23 protein-coding genes are annotated in these 23,285 nt (G+C 71.0%); 19 read left to right on the top strand and 4 right to left on the bottom strand.

Going from position 1 to position 23,285, the window contains the following annotated elements; all coding sequences use genetic code 11:
- Window positions 1–27 precede the first annotated feature (27 nt).
- Window positions 28–594: an RsmD family RNA methyltransferase gene (locus tag DEJ25_RS04250; RefSeq protein ID WP_111043911.1), complete on the bottom strand. Its 567-nt coding sequence runs from the start codon at window positions 592–594 to the stop codon at window positions 28–30.
- A 165-nt stretch (window positions 595–759) separates the two neighbouring features.
- On the opposite strand from DEJ25_RS04250, the gene DEJ25_RS04245 reads away from it, so the two are divergent.
- The 7 genes from DEJ25_RS04245 to DEJ25_RS04215 all read left to right on the top strand — a co-directional run bounded on the left by DEJ25_RS04245 (window position 760) and on the right by DEJ25_RS04215 (window position 10,059).
- Window positions 760–2,955: an ATP-dependent DNA helicase RecG gene (locus DEJ25_RS04245; protein ID WP_111043910.1), complete on the top strand. Its 2,196-nt coding sequence runs from the start codon at window positions 760–762 to the stop codon at window positions 2,953–2,955.
- A 101-nt stretch (window positions 2,956–3,056) separates the two neighbouring features.
- Window positions 3,057–3,545, top strand: a complete 489-nt coding sequence (gene coaD, locus DEJ25_RS04240) for a pantetheine-phosphate adenylyltransferase (protein ID WP_111043909.1) — start codon at window positions 3,057–3,059, stop codon at window positions 3,543–3,545.
- 90 nt (window positions 3,546–3,635) lie between these two features.
- Window positions 3,636–4,277 carry a DUF177 domain-containing protein gene (locus DEJ25_RS04235; RefSeq protein ID WP_258366414.1) on the top strand — a complete coding sequence of 214 codons (642 nt, stop codon included), beginning with the start codon at window positions 3,636–3,638 and terminating at the stop codon, window positions 4,275–4,277.
- Between the two features lie 47 nt (window positions 4,278–4,324).
- Window positions 4,325–4,528 carry a 50S ribosomal protein L32 gene (gene rpmF / locus DEJ25_RS04230; RefSeq protein ID WP_110902027.1) on the top strand — a complete coding sequence of 68 codons (204 nt, stop codon included), beginning with the start codon at window positions 4,325–4,327 and terminating at the stop codon, window positions 4,526–4,528.
- Window positions 4,529–4,541: 13 nt separating this feature from the next.
- A complete protein-coding gene (gene rnc / locus DEJ25_RS04225; protein WP_110902028.1) occupies window positions 4,542–5,273 on the top strand; it encodes a ribonuclease III in 732 nt (243 codons plus the stop codon).
- Window positions 5,274–5,277: 4 nt separating this feature from the next.
- Entirely contained in the window at window positions 5,278–6,294 is a 1,017-nt protein-coding gene (gene mutM, locus DEJ25_RS04220) for a bifunctional DNA-formamidopyrimidine glycosylase/DNA-(apurinic or apyrimidinic site) lyase (protein WP_111043871.1), read from the top strand.
- Between the two features lie 30 nt (window positions 6,295–6,324).
- Entirely contained in the window at window positions 6,325–10,059 is a 3,735-nt protein-coding gene (locus DEJ25_RS04215) for a chromosome segregation SMC family protein (protein ID WP_111043870.1), read from the top strand.
- 79 nt (window positions 10,060–10,138) lie between these two features.
- On the opposite strand, the gene DEJ25_RS04210 is transcribed toward DEJ25_RS04215, so the two are convergent.
- Window positions 10,139–11,161, bottom strand: a complete 1,023-nt coding sequence (locus tag DEJ25_RS04210; RefSeq protein ID WP_111043869.1) for a TerC family protein — start codon at window positions 11,159–11,161, stop codon at window positions 10,139–10,141.
- A 275-nt stretch (window positions 11,162–11,436) separates the two neighbouring features.
- Here DEJ25_RS04210 and ftsY point away from each other — a divergent pair, with 275 nt between their 5' ends.
- The 3 genes from ftsY to ffh all read left to right on the top strand — a co-directional run bounded on the left by ftsY (window position 11,437) and on the right by ffh (window position 14,261).
- The gene (gene ftsY / locus DEJ25_RS04205) at window positions 11,437–12,306 is read left to right on the top strand and encodes a signal recognition particle-docking protein FtsY (protein WP_110902032.1); all 870 of its coding nucleotides are present in this window, start codon (window positions 11,437–11,439) and stop codon (window positions 12,304–12,306) included.
- Window positions 12,307–12,402: 96 nt separating this feature from the next.
- A complete protein-coding gene (locus DEJ25_RS16575; RefSeq protein ID WP_181421429.1) occupies window positions 12,403–12,570 on the top strand; it encodes a hypothetical protein in 168 nt (55 codons plus the stop codon).
- A gap of 137 nt (window positions 12,571–12,707) precedes the next feature.
- On the top strand, window positions 12,708–14,261 hold the full coding sequence (gene ffh / locus DEJ25_RS04200) for a signal recognition particle protein (protein WP_111043868.1): 1,554 nt from the start codon (window positions 12,708–12,710) through the stop codon (window positions 14,259–14,261).
- Window positions 14,262–14,399: 138 nt separating this feature from the next.
- On the opposite strand, the gene DEJ25_RS04195 is transcribed toward ffh, so the two are convergent.
- A complete protein-coding gene (locus DEJ25_RS04195) occupies window positions 14,400–15,530 on the bottom strand; it encodes a glutamate--cysteine ligase (RefSeq protein WP_110902034.1) in 1,131 nt (376 codons plus the stop codon).
- A 94-nt stretch (window positions 15,531–15,624) separates the two neighbouring features.
- Between DEJ25_RS04195 and DEJ25_RS04190 the strand changes: the two genes are divergently transcribed.
- The 5 genes from DEJ25_RS04190 to trmD all read left to right on the top strand — a co-directional run bounded on the left by DEJ25_RS04190 (window position 15,625) and on the right by trmD (window position 19,871).
- Complete coding sequence (locus DEJ25_RS04190) at window positions 15,625–17,739, top strand: FAD-dependent oxidoreductase (RefSeq protein WP_258366413.1); 2,115 nt, start codon at window positions 15,625–15,627, stop codon at window positions 17,737–17,739.
- A 184-nt stretch (window positions 17,740–17,923) separates the two neighbouring features.
- Window positions 17,924–18,334, top strand: coding sequence for a 30S ribosomal protein S16 (gene rpsP / locus DEJ25_RS04185; RefSeq protein WP_110902036.1), 411 nt, complete (start codon window positions 17,924–17,926; stop codon window positions 18,332–18,334).
- 3 nt (window positions 18,335–18,337) lie between these two features.
- Window positions 18,338–18,574 (top strand): RNA-binding protein, encoded by a 237-nt coding sequence (locus tag DEJ25_RS04180; RefSeq protein WP_110826143.1) that lies wholly within the window; start codon window positions 18,338–18,340, stop codon window positions 18,572–18,574.
- A 19-nt stretch (window positions 18,575–18,593) separates the two neighbouring features.
- Window positions 18,594–19,181: a ribosome maturation factor RimM gene (gene rimM, locus DEJ25_RS04175; RefSeq protein WP_110902037.1), complete on the top strand. Its 588-nt coding sequence runs from the start codon at window positions 18,594–18,596 to the stop codon at window positions 19,179–19,181.
- A gap of 3 nt (window positions 19,182–19,184) precedes the next feature.
- Entirely contained in the window at window positions 19,185–19,871 is a 687-nt protein-coding gene (gene trmD / locus DEJ25_RS04170; RefSeq protein ID WP_111043866.1) for a tRNA (guanosine(37)-N1)-methyltransferase TrmD, read from the top strand.
- A gap of 83 nt (window positions 19,872–19,954) precedes the next feature.
- Here trmD and map read toward each other — a convergent pair whose 3' ends face one another.
- A complete protein-coding gene (gene map / locus DEJ25_RS04165) occupies window positions 19,955–20,737 on the bottom strand; it encodes a type I methionyl aminopeptidase (RefSeq protein WP_111043865.1) in 783 nt (260 codons plus the stop codon).
- A 164-nt stretch (window positions 20,738–20,901) separates the two neighbouring features.
- Between map and rplS the strand changes: the two genes are divergently transcribed.
- The 4 genes from rplS to DEJ25_RS04145 all read left to right on the top strand — a co-directional run bounded on the left by rplS (window position 20,902) and on the right by DEJ25_RS04145 (window position 23,284).
- Window positions 20,902–21,255: a 50S ribosomal protein L19 gene (rplS, locus tag DEJ25_RS04160; protein ID WP_110826147.1), complete on the top strand. Its 354-nt coding sequence runs from the start codon at window positions 20,902–20,904 to the stop codon at window positions 21,253–21,255.
- A 159-nt stretch (window positions 21,256–21,414) separates the two neighbouring features.
- Window positions 21,415–22,164 (top strand): signal peptidase I, encoded by a 750-nt coding sequence (gene lepB / locus DEJ25_RS04155; RefSeq protein ID WP_111043864.1) that lies wholly within the window; start codon window positions 21,415–21,417, stop codon window positions 22,162–22,164.
- Entirely contained in the window at window positions 22,161–22,856 is a 696-nt protein-coding gene (locus tag DEJ25_RS04150) for a ribonuclease HII (RefSeq protein ID WP_111043863.1), read from the top strand. Before lepB ends, DEJ25_RS04150 begins: the two co-directional genes overlap by 4 nt.
- 104 nt (window positions 22,857–22,960) lie before the next feature.
- On the top strand, window positions 22,961–23,284 hold the full coding sequence (locus tag DEJ25_RS04145) for a DUF2469 family protein (RefSeq protein ID WP_110826150.1): 324 nt from the start codon (window positions 22,961–22,963) through the stop codon (window positions 23,282–23,284).
- The last annotated feature ends 1 nt before the right edge of the window (window position 23,285 follow it).

Here is a 23,285-nt window from a genome sequence, read left to right as displayed (position 1 = left end):
CAGTGGGCGGTCGGCGGTCGGCGTGGATCAGCCGGCGGAGTCGGCAACGGCCTCCCACGCGACGGTGTCGCCCCATGACCGTTTGCTGAACGGCGTCAGCCCGGTCGGCCACGTCGGTTCCGGCGACCGCGTGCCCCGCTCGACGACGACGACCGCCTCGGCCGTCAGCCGGGACACCAGGGCGTCGAGGACGTCGGTGAGCTCGGACTCCGGGACCTCGTACGGCGGGTCGATGAACACCAGGTCGAAGGTCTTCGCCGTGGTCCGCAGGTACCCGAGCGCGGGCTGCGCGTGCACGGCGATGCGGACGCCGGGGACACGTTTCTGCACCGCCTTGGCGTTGTCGCGGCAGGCGGCCGCGGCGGGTGCCGCCCGGTCGACGAGGGACACCTCCACCGCACCTCGTGACGCCGCTTCGAGCCCGAGGGCACCGGTCCCGGCGTAGAGGTCGGCAACCGAGGTGTCGTCGATCAGCCCGCGCGCCTCCAGCGACGAGAAGAGCGCTTCGCGCACGCGGTCGCTCGTCGGCCGGGTGCCGGACTTCGGCACCCGGAGCGTCGTGGAGCCGGCGGCACCGGCGATGATGCGGGTCATGTAGTCACCGTAGCGGGCCGTCAGCAGCCCTCCGGTGTTCTCCACAGGCGTCCGGGAGGCCCGTGACGGGTCGGTCGTCCCGGGTACCGTTGGCGTGTGGTCACCTCCCGCGCCGACACCGCTCCGACGACCCCCGACGGCTCCGCCGACGTGCCGACCCCTGACGTGCAGTGGGGCACGGCGCCGCTCGACGTGAAGCTGGCGAGCGTCCTCGGCGGGCGGACCGCGAAGGCGATCGAGAAGGCCTTCGGGCACCGCACGGTCGGCGAGTTCCTGGAGCACGCCCCCCGGCGGTACGCCGAGCGCGGCGCGTTGACCGCCCTGGACTCGCTGGCCATCGGCGAGCCGGTGACGATCGTGGCCGAGGTGGTCGAGGTCCGCGAGCGCACGATGCGGGCGCGGCGCGGCTCGATCCTCGAGGCGAAGATCGGGGACGGCAAGGGCCTGTTGACGCTGACGTTCTTCAACCAGGGGTGGCGCACGAAGGACCTCGTCCCCGGCGCCCGCGGGGTGTTCGCCGGCAAGGTGGGCGACTACCGCGGCGCTCGGCAGCTGGCGCACCCGGACTACGAGTTGTTCGACCGCGACGACCCGCGGGCCACGGCGGACCCCGAGTCGGACGAGGCGATCCGGTGGTCGCGGCAGCCGATCCCGATCTACCCGGCGACCGCGTCGCTGTCGTCGTGGCAGATCGCGAAGGCGATGGGGATCGTGCTCGACACCCTGCCGGACGTCGCCGACCCGATCCCCGCCTCGGTGCGCACCCGTCTCGACCTGGTGCCGTTCCGGAAGGCACTCGAGATGCTGCACCGGCCCGAGAAGGTGGCGGACTTCAAGCGCGCTCAGGACGCCCTGCGCTACCGCGAGGCCTTCGTGCTGCAGACCGCGCTGGTGCAGCGCCGGATCGCGGCCCGTGCGACGGCCTCGGTGTCACGGACGGCCGCACCGGGCGGGATCCTCGAGCGGTTCGACGCGACCCTGCCGTTCACGCTCACCGACGACCAGCGGGCGGTCGGTGCGGAGATCGCGCAGGACATGGCGGGCACCTGGCCGATGCACCGACTGGTGCAGGGCGAGGTCGGTTCGGGCAAGACCCTCGTCGCGATCCGGGCGATGCTCACCGTCGCCGAGTCGGGCGGCCAGTCCGCCCTGATCGCCCCGACGGAGGTCCTGGCGGCGCAGCACCTCCGGTCGATCGTGAAGTTCCTCGGCCCCGACCTCGCCGCGGAGCTCCGACCGGTGATCCTGACCGGTTCGCAGTCCACCGACGAACGCCGGCGTGCACTGCTGGCGGCGGCCTCGGGCGGGTCCCGGCTCGTCGTCGGGACGCACGTGCTGCTCGGTGACCGCGTGGACTTCGCCGAGCTCGGTCTGGTCGTCGTCGACGAGCAGCACCGCTTCGGCGTCGAGCAGCGTGAAGCCCTGCGGACGAAGGGCGCGACCCCGCCGCACGTGCTGGTGCTCACCGCGACGCCGATCCCGCGAACGGTCGCGATGACGGTGTTCGGCGACCTCGACGTCTCGACCATCCAGGGCATGCCCTCCGGTCGCGCCGGGGTGGAGACCTTCACGGTCGGACTGGCCGAGCACCCGGGGTGGGAGTCCCGGATCTGGACACGGATGGCCGAGGAACTGGCCGACGGCCGACAGGCGTTCGTCGTCTGCCCGGCCATCGACGACGCCCACGGTGAAGACGACGGCGCCCCCGAGCCGACCGGTGGCGACCCGGACGGCACACCGGCCCGGAAGCCCGCGACGGTCCTGGCGACCGCCGAACGGATGCGCACGATGCCGGTGCTCGAGGGTCGTCGGATCGAGGTGCTGCACGGGCGGATGACGGCTGAGGAGAAGGACCGGGTGATGACGTCCTTCGCCGACGGGGCCGTCGACGTCCTCGTCGCCACCACGGTGATCGAGGTCGGCGTGGACGTCCCGAACGCCTCGATGATGGCGGTGCTCGACGCCGACCGGTTCGGCGTCTCGCAGCTGCACCAGCTCCGCGGACGCATCGGCCGCGGGCAGTACGCCGGCGTCTGCCTGCTCGTCACCCACGCTGAGGCCGAGACGGTCTCGCGTGAGCGTGTGGACGCGGTCGCTGCTTCCGACGACGGGTTCGAACTGGCCCGGGTGGACCTGGAGCTCCGCCGCGAGGGCGACGTGCTCGGCGAACGGCAGTCCGGCGGCCGGTCGTCGCTGACCCTGCTGCGGGTGGTGCAGCACGCCGGCGTGATCATCGACGCGCGGGAAGAGGCCGAGCGACTCCTCGAGCGCGACCCGGACCTCAGCGGGAGCCCGGCGCTGCGGGACGCCCTCGCACGACGCCTCGACGAGTCCGACGCGGCGTTCCTCGGCAAGAACTGACCGCTGGCCGGCCAGGACCGGGCTGGCCAGGACCGGGCTGGCCAGGACCGAGCCGGCCAGGACCGAGCCGGCCAGGACCGGGCGCAGGTATGGTCGCCTGCATGACGAAGATCGCCGTCGTGCCCGGTTCCTTCGACCCCGTGACGTTGGGGCACCTGGATGTCATCGCCCGTGCCGCCGAGTTGTTCGACGAGGTGCACGTGCTCGTCGTGCACAACCCCGACAAGAAGTCCGCCCTGTTCGACGCCGGCGACCGCGTGCGGCTCATCGAGGAGTCCCTGACCGAGGTCGGCGTGCCCGGCACCGTCGTGGTCGGGGAGTGGACGTCAGGGCTGCTCGTCGACTACTGCCGACAGGTCGGGTCCAAGATCCTGGTGAAGGGCGTGCGCTCCGGCGAGGACGTGGCGTACGAGACGCCGATGGCGATCATGAACCGCCACCTCGCCGGTGTCGAGACGGTGTTCCTGCTGCCGGACGCCGCCCGTGCGCACGTGTCGAGCTCGCTCATCCGGCAGGTCTCCGGCCTGGGCGGGGACGTCACGCCGTACGTGCCCCGGGTCGTGGCGCGAGCGCTCGACGACCGGCACTGACACCGCGCTGCCGTCGACGACCCTCGCCACGGTCCGCGACACGCGTCGGGCGCTCGACTCCTCGGCTCGGGCGCGCTAGGCTGGTTGATCGTGTATTCCTCCGTGAACAGCCCCTATGCCCTGCGTGTGCGTGACCTCGCGCAACGGGCGGGCGACATGCGCGAGGTCTCGGTCGACATCGTCGTGCCGAGCACGCTCGGTGCCGGTCTGATCGCCGTGCGTGAGGGCGACCAGATGCACCTCGACGTGAAGCTCGAGGGTCTGCACGAGGGCATCCTGGTGTCCGGACACGCCCGGGCTGAAGCGACGGGGGAGTGCTCGCGCTGCCTCATCGACATCAGCGAGCCCGTCGATGTCGAATTCGCCGAGGTGTTCGCGTATGATGCCTCGGAGGAATTCGACTACCAGGTTCACGACGACCACGTGGATTGTGAACCGGTGGTCCGAGACGCGGTGGTGCTGTCGCTGCCGTTCACCCCGGTCTGCCGACCGGACTGCCCAGGACTCGACCCGGTGACGGGTGAGCGTCTGGCAGACGTCGGCGAACAACCGGCTCCGTCGGCCGCCGATCCCCGTTGGGCCGCGCTCGGCGGGATCCAGTTCGACAATGACGAGCCCGACGACAACGACGAGCACGACGACAGCAACGAGCACCAGAACACCAGCGGGCACCACGACGCTGACCAGACCACCGCGGACGAGGAGCGGACGCCGGCCGACCAGGCCGAGTGACCGCCACCATCCGCGACTGACCACCGACCAAGCGAAAGAGAACCACCATGGCCGTCCCCAAGCGCAAGCAGTCCCGTGCGAACACGCACGCCCGTCGATCGCAGTGGAAGGCCGCACCGGTCCAGCTCGTGAAGACGATCGAGAACGGCAAGGTCGTCTACAGCCTCCCGCACCGTGCGAAGGTCGTCGAGGACTCCGCCGGCACCCCTCTGTACATGGAGTACAAGGGCCGCAAGGTCGCCGACGTCTGATCGGACCGCACTCATGACTGCGACGTCCGGCGCCGCGGGGTCCAGCCCCGTGGGGCCGGACGTCGTTCGTCTTCGTGACCTCCTCGGGGTCCCTGTGGACCTCGAGCTCCTCCAGCTCGCGCTGACCCACCGCTCGTACGCGTACGAGCACGGCGGGATCCGGCACAACGAGCGGCTGGAGTTCCTCGGCGACTCCATCCTCGGCCAGGCCGTGACCGTCAAGCTCTTCCGGGACTACCCGGAGCTCGACGAGGGCGAGCTCGCCAAGCGGCGTGCCAGCCTCGTGTCGACGGTCGCCCTGGCGGAGATCGGCCGACTCATCGGCCTCGGCGCGTACCTCCGGCTCGGCAAGGGCGAGGAGCAGACGGGCGGTCGGGACAAGTCCTCGATCCTCGCCGACACCGTCGAAGCCGTGATCGGTGCGACCTACCTGTCCGCGGGTGCGGACTCCGCGACGGACCTGGTGCTGCGTCTCGTGGCGCCGCTGCTCGTCGACCCCGCGCGGTTCGGTGCGGCGATGGACCCGAAGACGAGCCTGCAGGAGCTGGCGTCCGCGCTGACCCTCGGCAACCCGGCCTACCGGATCACCGAGGCGGGCCCGGACCACGACAAGACCTTCCACGCCACCGTCGTGCTGCAGGGCGAGGACATCGCCACCGGCACCGGGACGAGCAAGAAGACCGCCGAGATGTCGGCCGCGCTGGACGCCTGGACGCGACTGTCCGGTCGGACCGCCGGAGCCTGACCAGGTGCCCGAACTCCCCGAGGTCGAGGTCGTCCGCGCCGGCCTCGAACCCGCGGTGACCGGCGCTCGGGTGCTGGACGTGCAGGTGCTCGACGAGCGCGCCCTGACCCGGCACGACGGCCCGGCCGAGGACTTCGCGCACCGGCTGACCGGCCGGACGATCGCCGCCGCCGTCCGCCGCGGCAAGTTCATGTGGTTCCCGCTCGAGGACGACCTCGAGGCCGAGCGCCCCGAAGCCGGACACCCCGCAGCCCAGCACCCCGCAGCCCAGCACCCCGAGGCTCTCGTCGCACACCTCGGCATGAGCGGCCAGATCCTCCTCGGCCGCGACCGGCCCGCAGCCCGACACCGGCGCATCGTCCTCGACGTGCAGCCTCCCGGCACGGACCGCGACGGCACTCCGGAAGCTCCCGTGCAGCTCGAGTTCGTCGACCAGCGCACCTTCGGGTCGATGGCGATCGACCGCATGCTGCCGACGATCGACGGTGCTCCCGCGGGGCTCGCCGGTGCCGTGGACACGACCGACCCGGACGCGGCCTGGCGTCGCCGGATCCCGTTCCAGGTGTCACACATCGCCCGCGACCCGCTCGACCCCGCGTTCGACGACGACCGGTTCCTCGCCGCCGCACGGAAGCGGTCGAGCGGCATCAAGCGGGTCCTCCTCGACCAGGGTGTCATCAGCGGCATCGGGAACATCTACGCGGACGAGTCGCTGTGGGCCGCGAAGCTCCACTTCGACCGCCCCGCCGACCGGCTGCCACGCGCCACCCTCCGAGGGCTCCTCGACGAGGTCCGGGCGGTGCTGCGGCGTGCGCTCGAGGACGGTGGCACGAGCTTCGACGCCCAGTACGTCAACGTGAACGGGCAGTCCGGCTACTTCTCGCAGCGCCTGGCGGTGTACGGGCAGCAGGGCGAGCCGTGCCCGCGGTGCGGGACGCCGATCGTGCGCGAGCCGTGGATGAACCGCTCCAGCCACCGTTGCCCCGTGTGCCAACCGAGACCCCGGGCGCGGCTGCGTTAACCTGACGCCGACCGAGGACCCGGAGACCGCATGTACCTGAAGAGCCTGACCATCAAGGGGTTCAAGTCCTTCGCGCAGCCGACCACCTTCGCCTTCGAGCCCGGCGTCACGTGCATCGTCGGTCCGAACGGTTCCGGCAAGTCGAACGTGGTCGACGCCCTGGCCTGGGTGATGGGCGAGCAGGGCGCGAAGACCCTGCGCGGCGGCAAGATGGAGGACGTCATCTTCGCCGGGACCGCCACCCGCGGGCCGCTCGGTCGTGCACAGGTCACGCTGACGATCGACAACGCGGACGGCCTGCTGCCGATCGAGTACGCCGAGGTGACGATCTCCCGCACGCTGTTTCGCAACGGCGGCAGTGAGTACGCCATCAACGGCGAGAACTGCCGACTGCTCGACGTGCAGGAGCTGCTGAGTGACACCGGCCTCGGCCGCGAGATGCACGTCATCGTCGGGCAGGGTCAGCTGGACAAGGTGCTGCACGCCACCCCGGAGGACCGACGCGGCTTCATCGAGGAGGCCGCGGGCATCCTCAAGCACCGTCGCCGCAAGGAGAAGACGCTCCGCAAGCTGGAGGCGATGCAGACGAACCTCACCCGGTTGTCCGACCTGGCGGGGGAGATCCGTCGCCAGCTCAAGCCGCTCGGTCGTCAGGCCGAGGTGGCCCGCAAGGCGCAGTCCGTCGCCGCGGTCGCACGCGACGCCAAGGCGCGGCTCCTGGCGGACGACGTGGTGCGCCTCCGCCGCGAACTCCGTGACCACCTGGCGGTCGAGACCGGTCGGAAGTCCGAACGAGGCGTCCTGCAGGAGCGGCTCGACCAGATCCGGCAGCGCCAGCAGCAGGTGGAGGCGAGCATGGTCGGCGACGACGTGGACCGCGCTCGCACCGTGGTGCACCGGCTCGAGAGCGTCCAGGAGCGCCTCCGCAGCCTGTCGATGCTCGCCAACCAGCGCCTGATGTTCCTGGCGCAGCAGGCCGAGGCGCCGCAGCAGGGTCCGACGATCACCCCGGAGCGGGTCGCCGGTGTCCGCGCCGAGGCCGACCGGCTCGACGAGCGGGCCCGCGACATGCAGGGCGGCACGACGAGCGTCGGCGACCAGGTCCGTGCCGCCCGTGCCGCGCTCGACGCCCTCGACGAGCAGATCGCCGCGCAGGCCGCCCTCGTCGCGCAGCACGACCTCGACGGGCAGCGTCTGGCCAGTGCGGTCGAGGTCGCCCGGTCGAAGCGCTCCGCGGCGGCGGGCGACCGAGAGCGTCGGGAGCGTTCGCTGACCGAGGCCGTCGCCCGCGCCGAGGAGGCGGCCACTGCGCTCGAGGACGTCGGCCGTGACCCCTCCCTCGACACGGACGAGGACGCCCTGTCCGCGACGCTCACCGCCGCGCGCGAGCAGCTGGACCACGCCCAGGGTGACCGTGACGGCCACCGTGATCGCCTGCACGCGCTCGAGCGGGAACGGGACGCGCTCGACGCCCGGATCGCGGCCCTGGCGCTGTCGATCGACGTGCGCGACGGGTCCCAGGCGGTCATCGACGCCGGCCGCGACGGCATCGTCGGTCGTCTTGCCGACGGCCTCACCGTCACGCCCGGGTTCGAGGCGGCCGTCGCGACGGCGCTCGACGGGTTGGCCGACGCCGTCCTCGCTGACGACCGCGCAGGCGCACTCGGCGCCGTCGAGCACGCCCGGTCCGCCGACCTCGGCCGCATCGACGTGGTCGTCGCCGACGTCGCCGGCTCCGGGTCCCGACTGCCGGCCGTGCTGCCGTCGTCCGTCCGGCGGGCACTCGACCTGGTGGACGGACCGCCGGCCCTCACCGCCCTGCTGGCCGACACGCTGGTCGCGGACACCGACGACGTCGACCTGGAGGCCGTGCTCGCCGCCGCCCCGGACTCCATCGTCGTCACGCGGTCCGGTGACCTGGTCCGTGCTGCCCGGGTGACCGGGGGCGGGGCACGGACCACCTCCCGCATCGAGCTCGTCGCCGACCGGGACGCCGCCGTGACGCGACGACGGACGGTCGTGACGGAGGCGGAGGACGCGGCCACGGGCCTCCAGGCCGCGCGCACGGCGGTCGAGGCGGCGCGACGTGCCGTGGACGAGGCCGACCGTGCCGCCCGTGAACACGCCCGCGCGAGTGCCGAGTACGACCGGGCCAGTGCGTCGGCCCGGGCCCGCGCGGAGAACACGGCCGCCGAGGTCGAGCGTCTGCGGGCCGCGCTGGCCGAGACCGACGGCACGACGGCCGTGACCGAGGCGGCGCTGGCAGAGGCGGAAGCGGCGCTCCGGCACTTCACCGACCGGCCGAGGCCGGTCGTCGACGCCTCGGCACGGCCGGCGGCGCAGGACGCGGTGGACGCCGCCCGGGCCGCGGAGATCGAGCACCGGCTGCAGGTCGAGACCGCCCGGGAACGGGCGCGCGCCGAGCGCCGACGTGCCGACCAGCTGGAACGGCAGCTCGAGGCCGAGCGGGCCGCGGCGGAGGAAGCGGCGAGGCTCGCGGTCATCCGCCGCGCCCAGATCGCGTCGGCCGAAGGGGTGCTCGCGGACCTGCCGGTCGTGCTGGCCGCCGTCGACCGGTCGCTCGCCGAGGCGCGGGTGCAGCTCGCGACCGAGGAGTCCGAGCGCTCCCGTCGTAACTCCGAACTGCAGACGATCCGGAACGAGGAGCGCGAGCTGCGCGACCGGCTGCAGACCCTCACGGACGGCGTGCACTCCCTCGAGATGGAGATCTACGAGAAGCGGCTGCACGTCACCGGGGTCCTGGACCGGGCGCAGAGCGAGCTCGGGTTGGGGGAGTCCGTCCTGGTCGCCGAGTACGGGCCGGACGTGCCCGTGCCGGTCGACGTGTTGGTGGACCCCCGTGTCCTGGCACGACGCCACCGAGAGGCTGCCCGTGCGGCTGCGGCGGCCGGAGCGCAGGCCGAGGCCGACGACTCGGAAGCCGCCCCGGACACGGAGGCCGACGCCGACACCGCGCTCGTCGACGCCGAGTCGACCCTGCCCGGTGGCCCCGCGCTCCCGGAGTTCGAGGCGCCCCACGTCGACCCGGCGGACGTCCCGACGACCCCCTACGTCCGCGAGGAGCAGGAACGCCGGCTCGCTGCCGCCGAACGCGACCTCGGGCGGCTCGGCAAGGTGAACCCGCTGGCGCTCGAGGAGTTCCAGGCACTCGAGCAGCGGCACGCGTTCCTGTCCGAGCAGCTCGAGGACCTGCAGCAGACGCGCACCGACCTGCTCACGATCATCGAGGAACTCGACGGCAAGATGCAGACGATCTTCGCGTCGGCGTTCGAGGACACCCGGGCCGCGTTCGACGTCGTGTTCCCGATCCTGTTCCCGGGCGGTTCGGGCTCGATCTCGCTGACGAACCCCGACGACATGCTGACCACGGGCATCGACGTGCAGGTGAAGCCCGCCGGCAAGAAGATCGACCGGTTGACGCTGCTGTCCGGTGGTGAGCGGTCCCTGGCTGCGGTGGCGCTCCTCGTGGCGATCTTCACCGCCCGGCCGAGCCCGTTCTACATCATGGACGAAGTCGAAGCGGCCCTCGACGACGCCAACCTCGGCCGTCTGCTGACCGTGTTCGGCCGCCTGCGCGAGGCGTCGCAGCTCATCGTCATCACGCACCAGAAACGAACCATGGAGATCGCGGACGCGCTCTACGGGGTGTCGATGCGGCAGGACGGCGTCTCGGCGGTCGTCGGCCAGCGGGTGCAGCGACCGGAGCCGGGCACGGAGCCGAGGTCGGAGCCGGCGGTCGCCTGACCGCCTCACCGCCGACCCACCACGGACGGGAGGCCCGGTACCAGCCGGTACCGGGCCTCCCGTCGTGCGGAGCGGACGCCTACTGCACGTCGGCCTCGACCGGCTTGTCGCCCGTCGGGGTGAGGCCGCGCTGCTGACGGCGCTTCGACACCACGAGGCTCGCCACCGTGGCCACGGTGATCGTCAGCAGGATGAACCCGAGCGAGAACCAGATCGGGATCTCCGGCGCCCACTCGACGTGCTGGCCGCCGTTGATGAACGGCACCTCGTTGACGTGCAGCGCGTGGAAGACGAGCTTCACGCCGATGAAGGCGAGGATGACGGCGAGACCCTGACCGAGGTAGATGAGGCGTTCGAGCAGCCCGGCGATGAGGAAGTACAGCTGGCGCAGCCCGAGCAGCGAGAACGCGTTCGCGGTGAACACGATGAACGCGTCCTGCGTGAGCCCGAAGATCGCGGGGATCGAGTCGAGCGCGAAGAGCACGTCCGTCAGGCCGATCGAGACCATCACGAGGAGCATCGGGGTGAAGAGGCGCTTGCCGTTGACCCGGGTGGTCATGCGGTCACCGTCGAAGTGGTCCGAGGTCGGGATGACACGGCGGAGCAGACGGATGAGCTTCGAGTCGCCGTCCTCGGCGCCGTGCTCGTCGCCGCCCTTCGCCTGCGACCAGGCGAGCCAGAACAGCAGGAGACCGAACAGGTAGAAGACCCACGAGAAGTTCTCGATGATCGTGACACCGAGGGCGATGAAGACACCGCGAGCGACGAGGGCGATCGCGACACCGACCAGCAGGACCTTCTGTTGGAACTCCTTCGGCACCGCGAACGTCGTCATGATGATGAGGAAGACGAAGAGGTTGTCGACGGACAACGCCTTCTCGGTCAACCAGCCGGCGAAGTACTCGCCGCCGGCCTGTCCGCCGCCGAACACCCAGACGCCGACGCCGAACAGGATGGCGAGCGCGATGTAGACCACGGACCAGAAGGCCGATTCGCGGATGTGCGGCACGTGCGGGGTGCGCACGTGCGAGAAGAAGTCGAACACGAGCAAGGCGAGGATGCCTGCGATCGTGATGAGCCACACGTACAGGGGAACGTCCACTGGAACCTCCAGGTCAGGGGCGCACCACATCGTCCATCGACGAGCTCCGACCACGGAAGTGGTTCGGAAAACGGGTACGCCAGAGCCTGAAGGTCTCTTCCGCCGCGGTCCTGTCCGGTGTCCGACGAGGTCGGTTCCGAGCTGGGCCGCGACCGACGCCCCGGGTCCGGGTCGTTCCGGGCCGTACTGACGGGGTCGCCGAGAGGGAATACTCCCCTTCGCGTCTCCGACACTACCGAAGGTCGCGCTCACCCGGGCCCCTCTAAGCTGGGAACATGGCGAGTAGTTGGTCACTGTCCTCCCGGCTCCGGGGTCTCTTCCAGCGGAAGACCATCGACGAGACGACGTGGGAGGACCTGGAGACCGCACTCATCGGCGCCGACTTCGGTCCGGACATCTCCGAGGAGATCATCGAGGACCTCCGCGCCCGGGTCGACCGGTACGGCACCACCGACCCCGCCGACCTCAACCGCATGCTCCGCGAGGTCCTCGAAGAGCGCCTGTCGAAGCTCGACACCACGCTGAAGCTCAGCGCCCGACCGGCCGTCGTGCTCGTCGTCGGGGTGAACGGCGTCGGCAAGACCACGACCATCGGCAAGTTCGCGAAGTTCCTCCGCACCTACGACCGCACGGTCCTGGTCGGCGCCGCCGACACCTTCCGAGCCGCGGCCGTCGAGCAGGTCGCGACGTGGGCGCAGCGCGCCGGCGTCGACGTCGTCCGGCCCTCGCAGCCCGGGCAGGACCCGGCGTCGGTCGCGTACCAGACCGTCGAGCAGGCGATCCGGCAGGGCATCGAGATCGTCGTCATCGACACCGCCGGCCGACTGCACACCAAGGCCGGGTTGATGGACGAGCTCGGCAAGATCAAGCGCGTCGTCGAGAAGCAGACCGAGATCGCCGAGGTCCTGCTCGTCCTCGACGCGACGACCGGCCAGAACGGCCTGGCGCAGGCGCAGGCCTTCATCGAGGGTGCCGGCGTGACCGGTCTCGTCATCACGAAGCTCGACGGGTCGGCGAAGGCCGGGTTCGTGCTCAGCGTGCAGGAGAAGACGGGCATCCCGATCAAGCTCATCGGGCAGGGCGAGGGCATCAACGACCTCACGGGCTTCACCCCGCACGTCTTCGTGCAGAACCTCGTCGGCTGAGCCTCCGCCCCCCCCGAGGCAGCCTGCCCCGGTCGTCGGGCGCGGTGGGCGTGTACCGTCCGCCTGGTACGTGACCGACCGGGAGAGGAACCCCACATGCCTGCACTGCTCATCATCGCCTTGATCGTCGGCGTCGTCCTGCTGGTGACCGGCATCGTCAGCGCTGCGCTGAAGGTCCTGCTGTTCATCGGCCTGGTGCTCATCGTCCTCGCCGTCATCGGCTGGATCCTCCGCCGCGTCCGCGGTGGCGGGTCGCGCGTCTGACACACGGCACGACGACGGACGGGAGGCTCCCCACCAGCTGGTGGGGAGCCTCCCGTCCGTCTGCGGCGGGGCCGGACCGGTCGACGGCTTGCCGCGCCTCCCGGGCCGCATGCCACGGACGGTAGGATGGTCGGATCATGGCGCAATTCGGTTCACTCTCCGATCGGCTCACCGAGACCTTCCGCAACCTGCGGAGCAAGGGACGGCTGACGCCGTCCGACGTGGACGGCACCGTCCGCGAGATCCGGCGGGCGCTGCTCGACGCGGACGTCGCGCTGGAGGTCGTGAAGTCCTTCACCGCCTCGGTGCGCGAGCGGGCGCTCTCGGACGAGGTCAACAAGGCGCTCAACCCGGCGCAGCAGGTCGTCCAGATCGTCAACGAGGAACTCGTCGGCATCCTCGGCGGGCAGCAGCGACGCCTGGAGTTCGCGAAGCGTCCGCCGACGGTCATCATGCTCGCGGGCCTGCAGGGCGCCGGCAAGACGACCCTGGCGGGCAAGCTCGGCAAGTGGCTCAAGAAGGACGGCCACACCCCGATGCTCGTCGCGGCGGACCTCCAGCGTCCGAACGCGGTGCAGCAGCTGCAGGTCGTCGGCGAGCAGGCCGGCGTGCACGTCTTCGCCCCGGAGCCCGGCAACGGCGTCGGCGACCCGGTCAAGGTCGCCAAGAACGCGATCAAGGCCGCGGTCGACCAGCAGTACGACACCGTCATCGTGGACACCGCCGGTCGCCTCGGTGTCGACGCGGAGCTCATGAAGCAGGCCGCGAACATCCGCAAGGCCGTCGACCCGGACGAGGTCCTCTTCGTCATCGACGCGATGATCGGTCAGGATGCCGTCACGACGGCCCGCGCCTTCCAGGAGGGCGTCGACTTCACCGGCGTCGTCCTGTCCAAGCTCGACGGTGACGCCCGCGGTGGTGCAGCCCTGTCGGTCGCCTCGATCACCGGGCGTCCGATCATGTTCGCGTCCACGGGTGAAGGCCTCGACGACTTCGAGCCGTTCCACCCGGACCGGATGGCGAGCCGGATCCTCGACCTCGGTGACATCCTGTCCCTCATCGAGCAGGCGCAGTCCGCCTTCGACGAGGACGAGGCCCGTGCGGTCGCCGAGAAGATCGCGACCGACAACTTCACGCTGAACGACTTCCTGCAGCAGATGCAGCAGCTGCGGAAGGCCGGTTCGATCAAGGGCATGCTCGGCATGCTCCCCGGCGCGAAGGGCATGCGGGAAGCGCTCGAAAACTTCGACGAGCGCGAGATCGTGCGTACCGAGGCGATCATCCAGTCGATGACCCCGCAGGAGCGCGAACTGCCGAAGCTCCTCAACGGGTCCCGGCGCCTGCGGATCGCGCGCGGTGCCGGCTCCACGGTGACCGAGGTCAACGCGCTCGTGAACCGCTTCGAGCAGGCCGCGAAGATGATGAAGACCGTCGCCCGTGGCGGGGTGCCGCAGATGCCCGGCATGGGCCCGATCCCGGGCATGCACGGCGGCAAGAAGCAGCAGCCGCAGGGCAAGAAGAAGAAGGTCGGCAACCCGGCGAAGCGCGCTGCGCTCGCCTCCGGTACCGCCCCCGCGCCGCAGCAGGCGCCGAAGGGCGCGGGCCTCGGGCTCGGCATGGGCGCCGGCAAGAACGGTGGGGTGCCATCCGAGGAAGAGCTCGCCTCGTTGCAGAAGTTCCTCGGACGCTGACCCGACCACCTGACGGACGGGCGCGCCCCGCTCAGCGTGACGCGCCAGCGGCACGCGGGGCGCGCCGACCGAGCCTGCGAGGGAGGGGTACCAGCTGGTACCGGGCCTCCCGTCCGTCCGTGGTCGCGTCGCGACGGTTCAGAGCGAGTCGCGGAGTTCGCCGACCAGGTGCTGGACGACCGCGCGGAGGTCTCCGCCGTTCGCCTGAGCGACCGCCAACTGACGCTGGTACGAAGCACCGCGCTCGATCATCGTGTCGAGGTGGTGCAGTTCCTCCTGACAGCCGAGCCGTTCGGCGATCGGGTCCAGGCGGGTGACCAGGTCGTGGACCTCGTCGGTGACCAGCCGTTCGTCGCCGGCGACGTTCGTGATGATCTCGGCATCCATGCCGTAGCGGGCCGCACGCCACTTGTTCTCGCGGACGAACCAGGGCTGCATCGCCTGCAGGGTCTCGCCGGCGTCGATCCGGTCCGAGCTCTCGGTGACCAGGCACTGCACGAGGGCCGTGACCGCGCCGACCTCGTGGAGCGTGGAGATGCCGTCCGAGACGCGGTTCTCGAGCGTGCCCCAGCCCGGCGAGGGACGGATGTCCCACCGCAGGTCCTTCACGCCGTCGATGACGCCGGTGTGCACGAGGTCGCCGACGACCTCCTCGAAGTTCGCCCACGCCCCGAGCTGCGGCGGGAGCCCACCGGTGGGCAGCTGCTGGAACATCAGGGCCCGGTTCGAGGCGTACCCGGTGTCGGTCCCCGCCCAGAACGGGCTCGAGGCCGTGAACGCCTGCAGGTGCGGGACGTAGCCGAGCATCGCGTTCATGATCGGGACGGCCTTGTCACGGTCGTCGATGCCGACGTGCACGTGCACGCCCCAGATGAGCATCTGCCGACCCCACCAGCGGGTGCGGTCGATGAGTTCCGTGTAGTGCTCGCTGTCCGGCGTGATCTCCTGCTGGTCCCACACGGCGAACGGGTGGGTGCCGGAGCACATCACCTGCGCACCGAGGGGCTCGGCGGCGTCGATGACCTGGCCGATGATCCCGGAGAGCTCGCGGGTGGCGCCACCGACGCTGCGGTGCACGTCGGTGACGACCTCGACCGTGTTCGTGAGGAGCTCCTCCGTCACCCGGTCCGGATCGTCCAGGCGTTCCCGGACGGCGGCGAGCACCGCCGGGGCGCGCGGTGTGAGGTCACCCGTCGCACGGTCGACGAGGGGCAACTCCCACTCGACGCCGATCGTCGACGGGGCGGATTCGGAGAACCGGATGTCCATGGGGCCATCCTGCCCGTCCGCCCCGCGGGAACGACGGAGAGCCCGGCGTGTCCGGTCTGCCGGTGAGCGGGCACGTTCGCCTAGTGTTCGTTGCGTGACCGCTGTCGTTCCGCCCGTTGCCGACGTGCCCGCCGAGCTCCGCACCGTGGCCTCGCCCTGGACGCTCGGCCCCCTGCACCTGTCCAACCGGGTGGTGATGGGGTCGATGCACACCGGACTCGAGGTCCTGGACGACGGCGGGGTCGCGATGGCCGAGTTCTACCGGGAGCGTGCTGCCGGCGGTGCCGCGTGCATCATCACCGGGGGGATCGCGGTGAGCGACGAGGCCCGCGGCGGCCCGGACTTCGCCGTGTTCGGGGTCGGCGGTGCGGACGAACGCTTCCGCCGGGCGGTCGCGGCCGTGCACGACGAGGGCGGCACCGTCCTGGCGCAGTTGTTCCATGCCGGCCGCTACGCGCTCGTCGGCGGTCTGACGGACCGCTCCGGTCGACCGCAGCGCGCCGTGGCCCCCTCGGCGCTGCCCTGGGCGGCCGCGCGGGGCGTGCTGCCGGAGGAACTGACCGCGGACGAGGTCCGGCGGACGATCGAGGACTTCGCGACGGCCGCCCGGACCGCCGCGGCGATCGGCTTCGACGGCGTCGAGATCATGGCCTCCGAGGGGTACCTCGTCAACCAGTTCCAGTCGCCGCTGACGAACCTGCGCGACGACGAGTGGGGCGGGACCCCCGAGCGTCGGCGTCGTTTCGCGGTCGAGGTCGTCCGGGCCGTCCGCGCCGCGGTGCCCGACCTCGCCGTCACGGTCCGACTCTCCGGCGCCGACTTGATGCCGGGGTCCTCCACCGACGCGGACGTCGACGCCCTGGTGCGCGAACTGCTGCCGCTCGGACTCGACGCGATCTCGGTCGGCATCGGCTGGCACGAGTCGCGGACCCCGACGATCCAGGCGTCCGTGCCACACGGCGCGTGGATCGAGCAGGCGGCGCGGATCGCGGACGTGGTCCGGGCCTCCGACCACCCGGAGGTGCGGGTGATCGCGTCGAACCGGATGACGGACCTGCGTGACGGCGAAGCGGTCCTCGCCGACGGTCGGATCGACGCGGTGGCGCTCGCCCGGCCGTTCCTCGCCGACGCGGGGCTCGTCGAACGCTCCCTGGCCGGACGGTTCGACCTCGTGAACACCTGCATCGGGTGCAACCAGGCGTGCCTCGACCGGTCCGTCGTCGGCGCGCCGGTGTCGTGCCTGGTGAACCCGCGGGCCGCGCGCGAGGTGCAGTTCCCGCTCCGTCCGACGACCGCGCCGAAGCGTGTGGACGTCGTCGGCGGGGGACCGGCTGGGCTCGCCGCCGCCGTCGACGCTGCTCGGCGTGGACACGACGTCCGGCTCTGGGAAGCGTCGGACGTCCTCGGCGGACAGTTCGGACTCGCCGCCGAGATCCCGGGGAAAGAGGACTACGCCGGCCCCGTGCAGGCCGCGCGCGCCGAACTGGTGGAACGGGGCGCGACGATCCACCTGGGTCGCGCCGCCACCCTGACGGACCTCGGGGACAGCGACGCCGTCGTGCTCGCGTCGGGGGTGACCCCGCGCGTGGTCGACCTCCCCGGCGCGGACCTGCCGCACGTCCTGACCTACGAGCAGGCCCTCCGCGACGGCGTGCCCGACGGGACGGTCGCGGTGATCGGCGGCGGCGGGATCGGCGTCGACACCGCGGCGTTCCTCACCGAGTCCCCGGACGAGGCGGTCCGCGCCACCGAGTTCGGCGCGCGCTGGCAGGTGCCGGTCTCCGGCGAACTCGTCGGGGACCGGCCGCAGCGCCAGCCCACCGCGCACCGTACCGTGCGGCCCGGGTCCCAGGTCACGGTGCTCCGCCGGACCGGGAAGTTCGGGCAGGGGATCGGCCTCACCTCACGCTGGGTCGCGCTCGGACGGCTCCGGGACGCCGGGGTCCGCATGGTCGGCGGGGTGCAGGAGTACCTGCGGATCGAGCCCGGCCGGCTCTGGATCCGGGACGAGTCCGGCAACGACGTCGCGGTGCCGGCCGACGTCGTCGTGGTGTGTGCCGGACAGGAGGCGCGGGACGAGTTGGCCACGGGCCTCCAGGCCGCAGACGTCCCGTACGCGGTCGTCGGCGGAGCACGGGACGCCCGCAGCGTCGATGCGGTCCGGGCCACGAGCGAGGCCCTCGAGGCCGTCCGACGCCTGGCGCCGTAGCGGTCCGCCGACGCGCCGCGAGACGTGGCTCGCTTCCCGCTCCGGAATCTGCAAGAATGAACGGTCGAATCGTGTCCGCTCGACCCTCTATCCAGCGGATCACGATCTCATCGAGCTTCCACCGTGTGTGCCCCCACGCCCGCGGTTCCGGTTCAACCACAACACGTACGCAACAGGAGTCATTGTGGCTGTCAAGATCCGTCTCAAGCGCCTCGGCAAGATCCGAGCGCCCTACTACCGCATCGTCGTCGCCGACTCGCGCACCAAGCGCGACGGTCGCGTGATCGAGGAGATCGGCAAGTACCACCCCACCGAGGAGCCCTCGTTCATCGAGGTGCAGTCCGAGCGTGCGCAGTACTGGCTCAGCGTCGGTGCGCAGCCGACCGAGCAGGTCGCCGCGCTCCTCAAGCTGACCGGTGACTGGGCCAAGTTCAAGGGCGAGAAGGACACCGAGTCCAAGGTCAAGGTCCGCGAGCCGAAGCCGGCCTTCACGGTCGACAGCTCCAAGAAGGCCGTCCTCAAGCCCAAGTCGGAGAAGACGGCCCCCGCCGCTCCGGCCGCAGCCGAGACCGCCGACGAGACGACCGAGGCGTAGTCCTTGCTCGAATCCGCGCTGACGCACCTCGTCAAGGGGATCGTCGATCACCCTGACGACGTGCGCGTCGCCAGCTCCACCTCTGCGCGTGGCGAGGTCCTCGAGGTGCGTGTGCACCCCGAGGACCTCGGCCGCGTGATCGGTCGCGCCGGTCGCACTGCGAAGGCGCTCCGCACGCTCGTCACGGCCCTGGCCGACGGCAAGCGCGTGCGGGTCGACGTGGTGGACAGCGATTCCTAGGGAGACGACCCAGCTCCGGGTGGGTCGCATCACGAAGGCGCACGGGCTCAAGGGCGGCATCAAGCTCGAGCTCTACACCGACGACCCGGATCGTCGGTTCACGCCGGGAGCGGTCTTCACGCTCCAGGTCCCCGACGACTCTCCCTGGTCGGGGAAGACCATCGCGCTCGATGAGTTGCGCTGGTACAACTCGCACCCGGTCGCCTTCTTCGAGGGCATCGCCGACCGGAGCGCCGCCGAGACCCTCGCGCGCGCCATCCTCTGGGTCGAGCAGGACACCGAGGAAGAGACCGGCGAGGACGACGCCTGGTACGACCACCAGCTGGTCGGCCTGAAGGTGCTCCGCGACGGCGTGCAGGTCGGCACCGTCGCTCGGGTCGACCACATGCCGGCCCAGGACCTGCTCGCGGTGGACACCGAGTCCCGCGGAGAGGTCCTCGTGCCCTTCGTCGCGGCGATCGTCCCCGCGGTCGACCTGGAAGCCGGCACCGTCACGGTGACGCCCCCGACGGGTCTGTTCGAGGACCCCGAGGACCTGAGCCGTCCCGAGACGGTGACGCCGTCCGAGCCGGCTCCCGAAGCGCCGGCTCCCGACACCGAGGACTGATCCGTGCGGATCGACATCGTCACGATCTTCCCGGAGTTCTTCGGGGTGCTCGACGTCTCCCTGCTCGGCAAGGCACGGCAGGGCGGCCTGCTCGACCTGCACGTCCACGACCTGCGGTCGTGGACGACCGACCGCCACCGGACGGTCGACGACACCCCGTACGGCGGCGGCGCCGGCATGGTCATGAAGCCCGAACCGTGGGCCGAGGCGCTGTCCTCGATCCTGCGGTCCGACGGCTCCTCCACCCTCGTCGTCCCGACGCCCGCGGGCACGCCGTTCCGCCAGACCATCGCGCGGTCCCTCGCCGAGCACGAGCACCTCGTCTTCGCCTGCGGACGGTACGAGGGGATCGACGCCCGGGTGTTCGAGTGGGCCGCGACCCGCAGCACCGTCGTCGAGCTCTCGCTCGGGGACTACGTCCTGAACGGCGGTGAGGTCGCGGCGATGGCCATGATCGAGGCCGTCGGCCGGCTGGTCCCCGGTGTGGTCGGCAACCCCGATTCCCTGGTCGAGGAGTCCCACGAGGACGGCCTGCTCGAGTACCCCTCGTACACGAAGCCGGCGTCCTGGCGTGGTCTCGACGTACCCGACGTCCTGCTCAGCGGGCACCACGGCCGGGTCGCCGCGTGGCGGCATGACCAGCAGGTGGAACGGACGCGACGCGTCCGGCCGGACCTGCTGCCGGACTGAGCGGGTCGCGCACCGACCACGGACACCACGGGAGGCCCGTCACCAGCTGGTGACGGGCCTCCCGTGACGTCTGTGGTCCCGGGTCAGGCGTCGCGCTGGGCGCGACGGAGCGTCAGGACCTCGGGGCCCTGCTCGGTCACCGCGACCGTGTGCTCGACGTGCGCCGCGCGCGAGCCGTCGACGCTGCGGAGGGTCCAGCCGTCCTCGTCCTGGTAGAGCTCGTCCGTGCCCTGCATGAGCCAGGGTTCGATGGCGACGACCAGGCCGGGGCGGAGCTTCAGGCCGCGGCCGGGCCGCCCGTCGTTCGGGACGTGCGGGTCGCCGTGCATGGTGTGTCCGACGCCGTGGCCACCGAACTGCAGGTTCACGTCGTAGCCGGCACCGCGGGCGACCGAACCGATCGCGGCCGAGACGTCACCGAGCTTGTTGCCGGGTGCCGCCTGCGCGATGCCCGCGGCCAGGCACTGCTCGACGGTCGCGATGAGTCGCTGGTCCTCGTCGCGCGGGGTGCCGATCTGGACCGTGACGGCGGAGTCCGCCACCCAGCCGTCGACGCTCGCCGCGAAGTCCAGGCTGACCAGGTCGCCGTCCTGCAGGACGAGGTCGTACGGCAGACCGTGCAGGGCGGCGTCGTTCACCGAGGTGCAGAGGTTCTTGCCGAAGGGCGACTTGCCGAACGACGGGTGGTAGTCGACGTAGCAGCTCTCCGCGCCGCGCTCGGCGATCATGCGCGCGGCGACGCGGTCGAGGTCGAGCAGGTTCACGCCGACGTCGACGGTCTCGAGCAGGGCGTCCAGGACGTCAGCGACGAAACGGCCGGCGACACGCAGTCCGTCGAGTTCGGCGGGGGTGCGGAGTTCGATCATGGGACCATCCTGCCGGTTGGCCGCAGTGCACTTGTTGTGGCATGATGATCGATCGTGCCCTGGCTGGACTCTGCCACGGGGGAGTCGCCGACACCGGGCACGTCTCGTTCTTTCCGAAATCGATCCGCGGCGACCCGTGTGCGTCCGCAGGAAGTGACACCATCATGCAGCTCCTCGACCACGTGACCGCCGGTGCCCTGCGCACCGACCACCCTGACTTCCGCCCCGGCGACACCGTCAAGGTCCACGTCAACATCGTCGAAGGCACGCGCTCGCGTATCCAGGTCTTCCAGGGTGTCGTCATCGGCCGCCAGGGCCACGGCATCGGCGAGACCTTCACGGTCCGCAAGGTGAGCTTCCAGGTCGGCGTCGAGCGCATGTTCCCCGTGCACTCCCCGATCATCGACCACGTCGAGATCGTCACCCGCGGTGACGTCCGTCGCGCGAAGCTCTACTACCTCCGCGAACTCCGCGGCAAGGCGGCCCGCCGCAAGATCAAGGAGAAGCGCGACAACTGATCGCCTTCACAGGGAGCACCGGGAAGCCGGTTCCTCTGCGAGCCCCTCGCCCATGTACGGTTGTGCATCGGCGGGGGGCTCGTTCGTTCCTGGAGTCCGTCGCCACCGGGGCAGAACCATCTCGGGAGCAGTGCCGGGAACAGGTCGACGAGAGCGGAAATGACGGACACGACAGAGGGTGGAGCCCGTCGGCCCCGGACGGCGAAGAAGCCGCGCAACGGGGTCCTGACCTTCCTGCGGGACCTCGTCATCATCTTCATCGCGGCCCTCCTGGTCTCCTTCCTGGTCAAGACGTTCCTCATCCGGTCGTTCTACATCCCGTCCGAGTCGATGCAGAACACGCTGCAGGTCAACGACCGCGTGATCGTCAACGAACTGGTCCCCGGGGCCGTCAAGCTGCAGCGCGGCGACGTCGTCGTGTTCAAGGACCCGGGCGGGTGGCTCACCGGAGAGACCCTGCCGAACGTCCAGCCGACGACCTCGATCGGCAAGGCGGCCGACTGGCTGCTCACGCAGGTCGGACTCGGCACCGGCGACAGTGACGACCACCTGATCAAGCGCGTCATCGGGCTGCCGGGGGACGAGGTCAAGTGCTGCAACGACCTCGGGCAGATGTCCGTCAACGGGGTCCCGCTCACCGAGCCGTACCTCAAGCTGCCCGCGGGGGACACCCGTGCGTCGCAGACCGACTTCTCCGTCACCGTGCCGAAGGGCACCATCTGGGTGATGGGCGACAACCGCGACAACTCGCGCGACTCCCGGTACAACGGCGACACCCCGTCGAAGGGCTTCGTGCCACTGTCCGACGTCACCGGTCGGGCTTTCGTGATCTCGTGGCCGACCAACCGCTGGACCTGGCTCGACGACCACCCCGAGGTCTTCGCCGGCGTGGAGGAGCGGGACGAGTGAGCCCCGTCCGGCCCTCGCTCCGGCTCGAGAAGTCGCTCCTCGCCGCGGGACGGGTCACCGTCATCGGCGTCGACGAGGTCGGCAGGGGAGCGATCGCCGGTCCGGTCGGGGTCGGCGTCGCCGCCGTCACGCTCGACGTACGACGAGTGCCGCAGGGCCTCGCCGATTCCAAGCTGCTCAGCCAGGCCCGGCGGGAGGCGCTGGTCCCAGTGGTGACACGCTGGGCGCGGACCGCGGTCGGGATGGCGTCGGCCCAGGTCGTCGACGAGCAGGGCATCGTCGCCGCGCTCGGTCTGGCCGGAGCCAGTGCGATCGGGGCGCTCGTGCAGGACGGCGTCCCGCTCGAGGGTGCCGTGGTCGTCCTCGACGGGTCGTTCGACTGGCTCACCCGTGCGCTGCCGGCCGAACACCGGCCGCTCGACGTCCAGGTGCGTGTGAAGGCCGACCGTGACTGCGCTTCCGTCGCAGCGGCGTCCGTCGTGGCCAAGGTCGCGCGCGACGACCTGATGATCGCGGCACACGACGAGGCGCCGCACTACGCGTGGGCCTCGAACAAGGGCTACGGGTCGAGTGCGCACTACGACGCCATCCGCGCGGTCGGCCCGCACGAGCTGCACCGGAAGACCTGGCTGCACGCGGCGTCGAGTGTCGCGCTCGACGGGTTCGAGGAACTGGGCGCGGTCGGCGGCTGAGCGTGACGGTGCTCCTGTGCCGACGGGTGCGGGTCGTGCGTGCTCGCGCGGTTCTGCACGGTCGGGCGGTCAGGAGGCCGTGGTCGCTCTAGACTGGGCGGGCCATGGATGACGAAGAATTCGACGACTACGACCGCGAGGTCGAACTGGCCCTGTACCGCGAGTACCGCGACGTCGTGGGGCAGTTCCGGTACGTGGTCGAGACCGAGCGGCGGTTCTACCTGGCGAACGAGGTCGAACTCGTCCGCCGGGACACCGAGCATGACTTCTACTTCGAATTGACGATGAACGACGTGTGGGTCTGGGACGTCTACCGATCCGACCGCTTCGTGAAGTCGGTCCGGGTGTTGACGTTCAAGGACGTGAACGTCGAAGAACTCACTGCGCGTGAACTCGAACTCCCGAAGGAACTCGCACTCGACGAGTAGG

The organism is Curtobacterium sp. MCPF17_011 (assembly GCF_003234145.1).
Taxonomy (GTDB): Bacteria; Actinomycetota; Actinomycetes; order Actinomycetales; family Microbacteriaceae; genus Curtobacterium.
Note: the sequence above shows the minus strand (reverse complement) of the source record. Positions and strands in the feature narration are given on the sequence as shown.

Excerpts from the sequence above, each read along its gene's own strand:
- DEJ25_RS04215 (WP_111043870.1), top strand. The coding sequence starts at position 6,325 with ATGTACCTGAAGAGCCTGACCATCAAGGGGTTCAAGTCCTTCGCGCAG.
- ftsY (WP_110902032.1), top strand. The coding sequence starts at position 11,437 with ATGGCGAGTAGTTGGTCACTGTCCTCCCGGCTCCGGGGTCTCTTCCAG.
- map (WP_111043865.1), bottom strand. The coding sequence starts at position 20,737 with ATGATCGAACTCCGCACCCCCGCCGAACTCGACGGACTGCGTGTCGCC.
- DEJ25_RS04145 (WP_110826150.1), top strand. The coding sequence starts at position 22,961 with ATGGATGACGAAGAATTCGACGACTACGACCGCGAGGTCGAACTGGCC.
- DEJ25_RS16575 (WP_181421429.1), top strand. The coding sequence starts at position 12,403 with ATGCCTGCACTGCTCATCATCGCCTTGATCGTCGGCGTCGTCCTGCTG.
- rpmF (WP_110902027.1), top strand. The coding sequence starts at position 4,325 with ATGGCCGTCCCCAAGCGCAAGCAGTCCCGTGCGAACACGCACGCCCGT.
- DEJ25_RS04195 (WP_110902034.1), bottom strand. The coding sequence starts at position 15,530 with ATGGACATCCGGTTCTCCGAATCCGCCCCGTCGACGATCGGCGTCGAG.
- rplS (WP_110826147.1), top strand. The coding sequence starts at position 20,902 with ATGCAGCTCCTCGACCACGTGACCGCCGGTGCCCTGCGCACCGACCAC.
- ffh (WP_111043868.1), top strand. The coding sequence starts at position 12,708 with ATGGCGCAATTCGGTTCACTCTCCGATCGGCTCACCGAGACCTTCCGC.
- lepB (WP_111043864.1), top strand. The coding sequence starts at position 21,415 with ATGACGGACACGACAGAGGGTGGAGCCCGTCGGCCCCGGACGGCGAAG.
- rnc (WP_110902028.1), top strand. The coding sequence starts at position 4,542 with ATGACTGCGACGTCCGGCGCCGCGGGGTCCAGCCCCGTGGGGCCGGAC.
- coaD (WP_111043909.1), top strand. The coding sequence starts at position 3,057 with ATGACGAAGATCGCCGTCGTGCCCGGTTCCTTCGACCCCGTGACGTTG.
- DEJ25_RS04250 (WP_111043911.1), bottom strand. The coding sequence starts at position 594 with ATGACCCGCATCATCGCCGGTGCCGCCGGCTCCACGACGCTCCGGGTG.